Annotated in this window: 11 protein-coding genes and 2 pseudogenes; 8 read left to right on the top strand and 5 right to left on the bottom strand. The window is 67.1% G+C overall.

Features of this window, described 5'->3' with window-relative positions; translation table 11 throughout:
- The first annotated feature begins 130 nt into the window (after nt 1-130).
- The 4 genes from IG54_RS0136665 (at nt 131) to IG54_RS0136645 (ending at nt 3,138) form a co-directional block, all read left to right on the top strand.
- Complete coding sequence (locus tag IG54_RS0136665; protein ID WP_030795340.1) at nt 131-757, top strand: hypothetical protein; 627 nt, start codon at nt 131-133, stop codon at nt 755-757.
- Nucleotides 757-1,080 carry a hypothetical protein gene (locus tag IG54_RS0136660; RefSeq protein WP_030795338.1) on the top strand — a complete coding sequence of 108 codons (324 nt, stop codon included), beginning with the start codon at nt 757-759 and terminating at the stop codon, nt 1,078-1,080. The genes IG54_RS0136665 and IG54_RS0136660 overlap by 1 nt, the downstream gene beginning before the upstream one ends.
- Before the next feature lie 940 nt (nt 1,081-2,020).
- A complete protein-coding gene (locus IG54_RS0136650) occupies nt 2,021-2,581 on the top strand; it encodes an HNH endonuclease (protein WP_037898426.1) in 561 nt (186 codons plus the stop codon).
- A 119-nt stretch (nt 2,582-2,700) separates the two neighbouring features.
- Nucleotides 2,701-3,138: a hypothetical protein gene (locus tag IG54_RS0136645; protein ID WP_158709004.1), complete on the top strand. Its 438-nt coding sequence runs from the start codon at nt 2,701-2,703 to the stop codon at nt 3,136-3,138.
- A gap of 413 nt (nt 3,139-3,551) precedes the next feature.
- Here IG54_RS0136645 and IG54_RS0136640 read toward each other — a convergent pair whose 3' ends face one another.
- Complete coding sequence (locus IG54_RS0136640) at nt 3,552-3,788, bottom strand: hypothetical protein (RefSeq protein ID WP_030795326.1); 237 nt, start codon at nt 3,786-3,788, stop codon at nt 3,552-3,554.
- A 260-nt stretch (nt 3,789-4,048) separates the two neighbouring features.
- Between IG54_RS0136640 and IG54_RS0136635 the strand changes: the two genes are divergently transcribed.
- The 3 genes and pseudogenes from IG54_RS0136635 (at nt 4,049) to IG54_RS0136625 (ending at nt 5,817) form a co-directional block, all read left to right on the top strand.
- Nucleotides 4,049-4,363, top strand: a complete 315-nt coding sequence (locus tag IG54_RS0136635; RefSeq protein ID WP_030795323.1) for a hypothetical protein — start codon at nt 4,049-4,051, stop codon at nt 4,361-4,363.
- Between the two features lie 229 nt (nt 4,364-4,592).
- Nucleotides 4,593-5,398, top strand: a pseudogene (locus tag IG54_RS38800) (IS5 family transposase).
- Complete coding sequence (locus IG54_RS0136625; protein WP_030795320.1) at nt 5,395-5,817, top strand: hypothetical protein; 423 nt, start codon at nt 5,395-5,397, stop codon at nt 5,815-5,817. The pseudogene IG54_RS38800 and the gene IG54_RS0136625 overlap by 4 nt, the downstream one beginning before the upstream one ends.
- A gap of 147 nt (nt 5,818-5,964) precedes the next feature.
- Here IG54_RS0136625 and IG54_RS0136620 read toward each other — a convergent pair whose 3' ends face one another.
- Together IG54_RS0136620 and IG54_RS0136615 are read right to left on the bottom strand one after the other, a co-directional pair.
- Nucleotides 5,965-6,192, bottom strand: coding sequence for a hypothetical protein (locus IG54_RS0136620; protein WP_030795317.1), 228 nt, complete (start codon nt 6,190-6,192; stop codon nt 5,965-5,967).
- 190 nt (nt 6,193-6,382) lie between these two features.
- Nucleotides 6,383-6,706, bottom strand: a complete 324-nt coding sequence (locus tag IG54_RS0136615; RefSeq protein ID WP_037898429.1) for a hypothetical protein — start codon at nt 6,704-6,706, stop codon at nt 6,383-6,385.
- 545 nt (nt 6,707-7,251) lie between these two features.
- Between IG54_RS0136615 and IG54_RS0136610 the strand changes: the two genes are divergently transcribed.
- Nucleotides 7,252-7,815, top strand: a complete 564-nt coding sequence (locus tag IG54_RS0136610) for a barstar family protein (RefSeq protein WP_051820454.1) — start codon at nt 7,252-7,254, stop codon at nt 7,813-7,815.
- Between the two features lie 99 nt (nt 7,816-7,914).
- Here the strand turns inward: IG54_RS0136610 and IG54_RS41725 are convergent.
- Together IG54_RS41725 and IG54_RS0136600 are read right to left on the bottom strand one after the other, a co-directional pair.
- Nucleotides 7,915-8,711: pseudogene (locus IG54_RS41725) on the bottom strand (IS5 family transposase); the annotation flags it as partial.
- A gap of 20 nt (nt 8,712-8,731) precedes the next feature.
- On the bottom strand, nt 8,732-9,254 hold a 523-nt coding region (locus IG54_RS0136600), incomplete at its 5' end, for an IS5 family transposase (RefSeq protein ID WP_106977173.1).

The following is a 9,254-nucleotide window of genomic DNA, read 5'->3' as shown; positions in this document are numbered from 1 at the left end:
TACCTGGTCTCCGCATGGAACGCCGTGCGCGAGGACCGGCCCCTGACACGCCTGGTGGTCCGTCCCGAGGCCCCCGTGCCGAACCCGAAGTAGCCCTCCTCCCTCTTTTCCCATAGGAGATGCCCCTCCCATGAGCACCACCGCAACACCCGTCGCCGAGCGGGACGTTGTGCAAGCTTCCAAGGCGTTCGCCCGCGGCGGCGAGCACATCGACCCCGAACTCCTGGACATGCACTTGGTCGAGGTCGCCGACAAAGCGTCCTGCTCGCTGCTGCGCGACCGCTTCCGCACCGACTTCCCGCACGCCGCCTACCACGAGCTGCTATCCAGCGTGGCGGCGCTCCGCGCCGTCCTCGGGCTCACCCCGACCCCCACGGCCCGCGAGGTGCTGGAGTGGCAGGACCGGCAGCGCACCGTCTACGCCGAAGCCGTCCGAGGCCCGAGGGCGCAGTACCCGGTGGTCGGCCCGTACCGCGGTGTCGAGACGGCGCTCGACGGCCCGGCGCAGGCGTACCCGAGCGGGGACGATCCCCTTGGGCACCTGGCCGACGGATGGATCGCGGGCCCGCCCGCCTCCATCCCGATGCCCATCGTGTGGGGTGACACCGAGAAGGCGGGGTACGGCACCGTCCGGTACAAGCGCGGCTACGCCCCCAACTCCGAGGGCCGGTGGCCGTTCCGAGTCCGCACGGACGACCAGGCGCCACCCACGGGCGCCCGCCCGCACATCACCGTGCCCTCTGTGTGGGAGGACTGATGCCGGGCACATTCGTGACCGGGGCGGTGAAGGAGTGCACCGCCCCGCCCCAGGACTGGGAGCCGGTCTACATCCGCCTCCAGCCCGAGGCCGCTGAGGCACTGGCGCTCACCGCACGGTTCCCGATCTTCCCGACCCCGCTGCCCAACACCTACGTCCAGGTCCGTAACGAGGTGCCGTGCCCGGCCTGCGGCGAGGGCAGGATCTCGCGATCGTGGCGCATGGAACGTCGCGCGCTCATCGCCGGGACCGGGTGCCGGCGTCGGCACGTCTTCGTGATGGCGCCGCCACTGCCGTACCTGTGCATGGAGGACGAAGCGTGAGGGCACTGGCCGTGGAAAGGCCAGCCCCGGCCTGGGCCGGTCGCGCCATCGTGCGTGCGGCAGGCCGGATGGAACTGCACGTCGCCGTCGGCCCGGACGCCTCGTCGGCGCTGGGCGTAGGGCCCTGGGCAGGACCAGTCGACGAGAGACGGCTGTGCGCGGCATGCCTGCGAGCACTCCGCGGCGAGCCCGCGTCCGAGCCGGAACCCGGCCAACTGGCCACCACCGGCACCGCCAAGATGCCACTGGAGCCGGGCGTGGAGCGGCGGGAACGGCATCTCGGGCAATCCCGGACCCGCCGACGTACACCGCACCGAGCCTGCCGACCGAGCATGACGGGCGGCCGATACGGTGGTCGGAGTGGGGCGCAGCACCGTACTCGTCCGCATGTGACTGGTGTGGGGTCCCCGGGCCGTGCGTGTTGGCGGGCGGCCGCCAGGGCAACCCGCTGGCGAAGGACAACCCGCTGCGCTGGTTCGTTGCCCACCGCTGCTCGTACTGCCAGCAGACGCGTGTCTACGAGCAGGCCGGAGTAGCCAAGCTGAAGCCCATCGCCCACTTCAAGCCCGAATCCCCAAGGAGCGTTCGCGCATGAGCACTGGCAATCCCTCCGCGCTGCTCCAGTAGGTCGCGCTCATCGCGTGCGGACGTCGGGAGGGCAAGACGCACTCGTGCCCGTCCTGTGCGAGCAAGGCCCAGGGACTGCTAAACATCGCCCGTACGGGCGCCTTGGACGCACTCGCGGCCGCCATCTGCGGCGACAACCTCGGCGCCTGCCAGGACTGCCGCGCCAAGGCCCGGACGATCATCAACGAGACGGTGAACACGTCGTGCGCAGTCTGACCGGGGCCGCGGCGTACAGCCGATTCGTGCCCCCGTGTGGCCACGTGAAAGAGTCCGCGTCGTAGAAAGTTCACTGCCTCGGCGCGGAGGGGAAGAGATGGGGCGATGGCGACGACGGTTCAAGATCTGGGAGTGGCTGGCGGTCCTGTCAGCGCATAACGGAGGCTGCCTGTACTGCGTCAGCCGGTCCCAGACGATGGACCACGTCATACCGTTCTCAGACGGCGGCGCTGATCAACTGAAGAACCTCCTGCCGATCTGCCGTCCCTGTAACCGGAAGAAGGGCAAGAAGAACCCCGTCGTCTGGTTTGTCGCTATGGACTTGAGCCTTCGATGGAGCGGCGAAGGCTCCTTGCTCGACGGATCGAGCTACGAGAACAAGAGCTTGCGGGAGCTGTACTTGCTCACCCACCCTGAGGTCCTGGAAGCTCTGGACGAACTTGAAGCCGTACAGGCCGAAGTCCTGGACGAACGGCGTACAGACTGGTTCCGGCGAAAATTCGAAGCACACGGCTACCCCTCCGCCAGGTTCGGTGTCCCTCGGGCCAGGGCCTATTACGACGCACAGATCCGAGAGGGCAAAGCCAAGGGATATCCGACAGCCGAGCAGGAGTGGGCGGAGCTTCGGCAGCGGCTAGGAATCGAGCACCGCTCGTAGCAGACGCGGACCGCGCGGCCCGACGGCGCCATCAGGTGCTGCCCAGTCGAGCAACGGGCACTACCGGTGATCTGACCGTGCGTCAGGGGGCCTTGGCGCCCATGGCATGATCCACTTTCATGAGAACAACTGTGTGGGGGAAGGCGGCGGTGGGCGTGTTGCTCGCCGCCGCGGTGATGGCAGGGGCGAGTGCCTGCGGCGGTGAGGCCGAGGCACAGAAGAAGGCGCCCGCGAAGGCGAAGGCGCCAAGCGTCGCTGCGGCGACGAAGACGTTCCAGGCCGCCGTCGAGAACTTCGACGCCAGCGATGGATGCCCCGAAGCCGTGGGCGAGTGCTGGGACAAGATGAAGGCCGTCGCCGCACCCGCGCGGACACTGCGCAAGGCCATGAACGCTGACAAGCGGACCGGCCCGGACTTCTACTCCCCGGCGTACGCCCTCATCGACAAGATGGAAGACGGTATGGACGTCGGCGAGGACACGTTCACCAACCGGCCTGATGTGCTCGGCTCCGCGCACAACCTGGCGGACTGGCTCGACGAGCACCCCACCCAGTAGCGCGCGCTCCAACAGCGCGTCTACCGGCCCCGCGCTTCGGGCAGCTCCCCGCCGTGCTGGCCAGTTCAGGCCGCGCTCTGACCCGTGGCGCACCCCGGGCAGGGCGCCTTGGCCGCAACGAGGTCCACGCAGACGACGCAGTCCTGATCACTCTTGCCGGCGGTCGGCGCACCACCCAGGTCAAGTCCGCACAGCGCTCGATCGGGATCACAGCAGAAGGTGTGGCTGATCGCCCCGCTGGACGACATCGCTGCCGTGGCTGCAACCGGGACCTCCCCACGGGCGTGCGCGACGACAGTCCGAGTGGCCTGCTCAAGGGCTGCGAGGAACGGGTCCGTCATAGACCGGAGGGTAGCCTGCCCGGCGATGCCCGGTGCAGGCTGTTCGACGCGCCGAGCCGCCTCCGCTCTGACCTACCAGCGGGGCCACAGATCAAGGTCGCCGCTCGGCGGTCGGCGCCAACCCGGCGGGAAGGGCGGCTCCGTAGAAAACCGCTGCCGGGCCAAGTCGAGGTCCTGCTCTTCCGGCTCGCAGCCGCATGAGTTGCTGTGGTGCACTCGGCACTGCGGCTCGCTATCCGGCTCCGGATACTCCGGGATGGTCCCGACGTATTCGTTGCCATCCTCGTCGTAGGTCACTTCGATCTCCATGAGCGACTTCCTTACCTGATTGGTCAGGCAGCGGACGCGCCGTCGACACGACGTGCACCATCAGGGCAGCGACGATCGGGCCCGTGGTCAAGAGCGCGCCCGGTCAGCGCCTGCGGCGCCGGACTGTTGCTCTGCCCTGCATGCCGGACAGACCGGCTGCGCCCGGTCGCCGTGCCGGGTGGTAACGACTCGGTACGCGATAGCCAGGGATCCCCGCGGGATGCGCTGGGCTCTGGCGATCCTGCGAGACTGCCGAGTGCTTGCTGGACGACGAGGACACCGATGACGGCTACCGCCTAAAAGCGTCGTTCGGTCCCTACGCCCTGCGCGAGCGTGGTGCCAGCCTGCACAGCGGACTGAACGCGGAGCCAGCCGGCAGTGGTGAGGAGACCGAGGAATTCTTCTGGGCGAGTGCCGACTGCCCGGGGGACGGGCCGCGCGCCCTGTTCCAGATCAGCCCACAGAGCGCGACGTCCGATAATCCGCCCTTCGCGCATGCCGCGTTGGCCGCGTTCGCTGAGCGCGCGGCCGAGCGCCGCAACTGCACCGACCTGCGACTTCCGCCCGCACCATAGATGATCCATTCCAAGAGGTCAGGGGGTCAGAGGCGGTGATTGAGCGCAGGGTTGGCTAGCCAGTGCGGGGCCCGAAGCAGTCCGCCACTTGAACGGCAGTGAAGCACGCCTCTCGGAAAAAGCTCTTAGAGTGCGGTACGTGATCTTCTGTCCGGCTTGTCATCGCTCGATGGTGTGACGTTGGCGTATCGCTGCCGGTCAGCGGTTCGGGGTTCACTTGGGTTATGGCATGAGCATGTGCAATCCATATTCGAGTGATCTCACCGACGAGCCATGGGTGTTGATCGAGCCGGTGATCACGGCGTGGAAGGCCCGGCACCCCTCGGTCAGCGGCCACCAGGGCAAGTACGCGATGCGGGAGATCGTGAATGCGATCCTGTACCAGAACCGGACCGGCTGCCAGTGGGAGTTCCTGCCCAACGACCTGCTGCCACCCGGCGCGGTCAAGTACTACTTCTACCTCTGGCGCGACGACGGCACCGACCAGACCATCCATGACCTGCTGCGATGGCAACTGCGAGAGAAGAAGCGGAGGTTAGCCGACCCGAGCTTGGTGGCCATGGACACACAGAGCATCCACGCCGCGGTCGGCGTCCCGGCCGACACGACCGGCAAGGATGCTTCGAAGAAGGTGCCGGGGCGCAAGAGATGCCTGGCCGTGGACGTAGGGTTGGTCATCGCGATCGCCGTCCTGCCGGCCTCGGCGCATGACAACGCCGCTGGTATCGCCCTGCTGGACGGGGTTGCCGAGCAGACCGACACGGCCAGGAAGGCGCTGGTCGACCAGGGCTTCAAGAAGTCGGTCGTCGACCACGGCGCCACGCTCGGCATTGACGTCGAGATCGTCGAGCGCAACCCCACTGACCAGGGCTTTGTCCCGCAGGCAAAGCGGTGGATCGTGGAGCAGACGAACGGGATCCTGATGTTCTAAACCGCCGCCTCGTGCGCGACTACGAACACCGGCCCGCCTCCTCCCGCTCCCGCGTCTACTGGGCCATGACCGGCGCCACTCTCCCCTCCTGGAGGCTGGCGTGAGCGAGAACCCACAGGTCAAAGCCGTCCTGGAGTACGTGAAGACACGTGAGCGCGAACTGACGGACCAGGCGGCCGGGCTCCGCGTCCGCATCGAGGAACTCACCGCACAGCTCGGCGAGTTCGAAGCGGAGAGCGAGAACCTGCGCGTTACCCGCAGAACCCTCCTGGCTCTGCCCGCCCCCGTACCCGCCGACGAGCCGAACCGTTCCGAGGTCCCCGACCACCCCGCCTACCAGCAGATCTTCGCCGTCTTCGCCGACGCCGAGGCGCCACTGCGAGCCCGCGATCTCTGCCAGGCCCTCGACCTGCCCATCGTCCCGAAGAACACCGAAGGCATCCGTTCCAAGCTCAAACGCCTGGTCACCAGGGGCATCCTCACCGAACCCGAACCCGGCCTGTTCACCCCGCCCGGCACCTGAGCCCCACCACGTCCCCGTGGCCAGCAGCCCCCACTCAAACCCAACCAGCCCGGCAGCCCAGATCCTTCGAGGGGCGGTTCCTTGCCCGGCCTGGCCTCGACCGCTACGCCACGGAAATGGGAGTCGCGGGCTGAAAGGCGCCGCCGGTCAGGCGACCTTCTGGCGCTGGGGCGTCTTCCGCGTCTTCACCCCGCCGACAATGAGCGCCAGTCCCACGGCGACAATGCCGAGGTATGCGGTGGACGGAAGGTCGACGACCTTGTGCATCCAGCCCCACTCCGTGCCGAAGAAAGCCTGCGAAGCGAAGCTGACAAGCCCCTGGGCTCCTACGACGTAACCGATGCTTTCGGCGGTGTATCCGATGGTTGTTCGCACGGATCAACGCTCTCACGGCGGGGGCGCAAGATCGTCCTCTTCAGGAACGAAAACGTAGTAGGCCAAAGGATGTAGCGGTGCAAATAGCCAGCACCTGAGCCCCACCACGTCCCCGTGACCAGCAGCCCTCACTCAAACCCAACCCCGAAACGGGCAACTAATCACGTACCGCACTCTTATAGGCGGTGATCTAGAAGTCGTTGGCCCGTCTGGCTGGCCGTCCGGGGCGTGAGGCCAGCCAGACGATGAGGTCAACAGCGATCCGAGCGATGTCGGTTTCCGTGTGCACCGTGTGCTCGCGACAAGCGGAGTCACGGCGGACGATCTCGAAGCCGTCCTCTTCCACAACCGCCACGGACGCGAACCAGGTGGGATCGCCCCTATCAGGCTCGATGACGATGAATGTGTTGTCCGTGTCGTCGAGCGCGCTGATCATTTCGAACAAGGCATCTTCGGAGGCGCCCTCAATGCGGTCGCCGATCTCGCTGACCAGGTCGTACCGTCTGGCCTCCATCGGACAGTCCTCCCCCCGCGCCAGCATCCGAGCGGTCAGCATCGCATGGGGTCAGCTACCAGCATCGGCGACTGCCGCGACATGGACGGCCGCCCGGTGGAGCCGAGGGAGCGCGCTGGCGGCGGGGGAGTTGCCCTGGAAGCCAATGTCTTCACCGGCGCCCCGGCAGGGCGCCGGCGCTGACGCCGACCGCACCACCGGTACGACTATCGCGCTCACCCGGGTGACCCTTCCCAGATTCGCCTCCCAGCCTGAAGGAGGACCGGTATCAACAGGGCGTGATCAAACCTGCCTGCGCGCGGCACTGACCGCAGCCGTAGTCGCCCTGCCCCTCACCACGACGCCTCCGGCGGCTTCCGCTGACGCCGACCTGGTCGCGCTCCCGATGACGCTCAAGCAGGCCGTCGCTGCCCTGCCAAAGGCCGCAGAGTCACGCGAGGGCTACCAGCGCATGTCCAGGCCGCGGGGCTGGGTGAGGGTTTCGCCGTCGTAGTACGACAGCCACCGGCCCTCGGTGACTGTGCAGCTTGGGCCGAGGCATCGAAATGGGCTCCTACTTCGTCAGCGGTATGACCGCGATGGCGGCAAAGCCGTCGATACGCGGTGGTGGTTCGTTCGATATCACGGTGCGCCTTTGGTGCGACCAGTTGCTCCCTGGCTCGGAGGAAGTCTGGGACCTGCTCCGAGCAGGGAAGCGGAACCGTAAGGGCATGTGGGGTGACCTCGACACGGAAGGCAGGAAGGCATGGTTGTCTGTTGCGCTGTGGTCTCGTGAGTACCACCGACGCGGGCAGTCCGAAGATGCCCCACCGGGACAGGTGTTCACCCTGAATGGTCGGCAGGTCGTCGACATCGACAGCTTCTACTGCGCGCTGGGAGAGGCCATCAACGGCCCCGGCGGGTACTTCGGATGGAATCTCGCTGCCGTGGATGACTGCCTCCGAGGACGCTTTGGCGCCTCGCCCCCGTTCACCCTGGAATGGCTGCACTCGGATGCCGCTGGGTCAAATCTGATCGGCCCCTTTGCGGCGGGCAGCGATACCGCTGTCGATCTCCAGATCCTTCTTGAGATCTTTGCCGACCACGACATCAACGTCCTCATGCGATGAACAGGAAGAAGCAGGCCTGAGCGGCGATCGGCATGCGCCGTCAGGCAGCCGTCAGAGCAGGTTGTGGACGGGTATAGCGGCGTTCGGCTGGGTCGTAGGTTGGGTGAGACGCCGGGTCATGAGTGTGATCGCCGCGAGCGTGAGCATTGCTTCAAACTGCGCGGGTCGGGTTTCGTAGTCCCGGACATTGTGGCGCGCGTGCATCAGCCACGCCAGCGGCCTCTCCACAACCCAGCGCCTCGGCAGGATAACGAACCCCTTCGCGTCTTTGGGCCTGCTCAATTTCTTGATCGTCAGGTGGAGGAAGGAATTGGCCCAGGCGACGAGGGGGCCCGCGTAGGTCAACTCGTCCCAGACGATGGTGATGTCGGGATGCATCAGGCGGAGCCGTAAGAGGGCTTCGCGGGCGGCGACGCTATCGTGCATGTCGGCCGGGGTGACCATCACGAACAGCGGCAGCCCTTTGAGGTCCACGATTACGTGCCTCTTCCGGCCCGGCGTCTGTTTCCGGCGTCGTATCCCGAGGTGGCGCGCGGGACGGTGGCGGCGACTTTGACAGACTGGGAGTCGATCACTGCCGCCACCGGGTGCGGGGACGTGCCCATTGCGTGGCGGATCCGGCGCTGCAGCTGGACACGGATGAGGTTGAAGACCCAGACGGCGGACCAGCGGGTGAAGAACCCGAAGACCGTCTTGAACGGCGGGAAGTCGCCGGGGAGCGCGGCCCATTTGCAGCTGGTGTCGACGAGATAACACAGGGCGTCGACGATCTCGCGCCGCGGGTGGGCCTCCGGTCTGCCGCCGCACGGGGTCTGGCAGGCCGGCACCGGCAACAGCGGCCTGGTCAGGGCCCATTCGAGATCCGTGATGTCCGAAAGATACCGGCACCGACGTATCACGACCTTCCGTCAGGCGATCAGGTTGAGGGTGGACTCGACGGAGTTGAGCTGAGCGACGATGGGACGTGGCGGTGGGTGATCAGGCAGACGGCGAGGCTGAGGAAGGCTTCGTGGATGTCGTCGCGTCGTTCCCAGCGGATGCGCAGGCGTCGGAAGCCGTTAAGCCAGGCGATGGTGCGCTCGACGACGTAGCGGAAGATGCCCAGGCCAGTGCCGTGTGGTTCGCCTCTCTTCGCGATCACGGGGCGGATTCCGCGCTGCCAGAGCAGGCGGCGGTACTTGTCGTGGTCGTAGCCGCGGTCGGCCAGCAGCGCGTCGGGGCGCCGACGCGGTCTGCCGACCTGGCCCGCGACGGCGGGAATCTTGTCGAGCAACGGCTGGAGTTGGGTGACGTCGTTGCGGTTTCCGCCGGTCAGCGACACCGCGAGCGGGATGCCCTGCCCGTCGACGATGAGGTGGTGTTTACTGCCCGGCCGTGCGCGGTCGACTGGGCTGGGCCCGCTTTTGGGCCCCGTCGGGCGGCCCGCACGTGCGAGGAGT

Source organism: Streptomyces sp. NRRL S-920 (assembly GCF_000717945.1).
Lineage (GTDB): Bacteria > Actinomycetota > Actinomycetes > Streptomycetales > Streptomycetaceae > Streptomyces > Streptomyces alboniger.
This window is presented reverse-complemented; position numbering and strand designations above follow the sequence as displayed.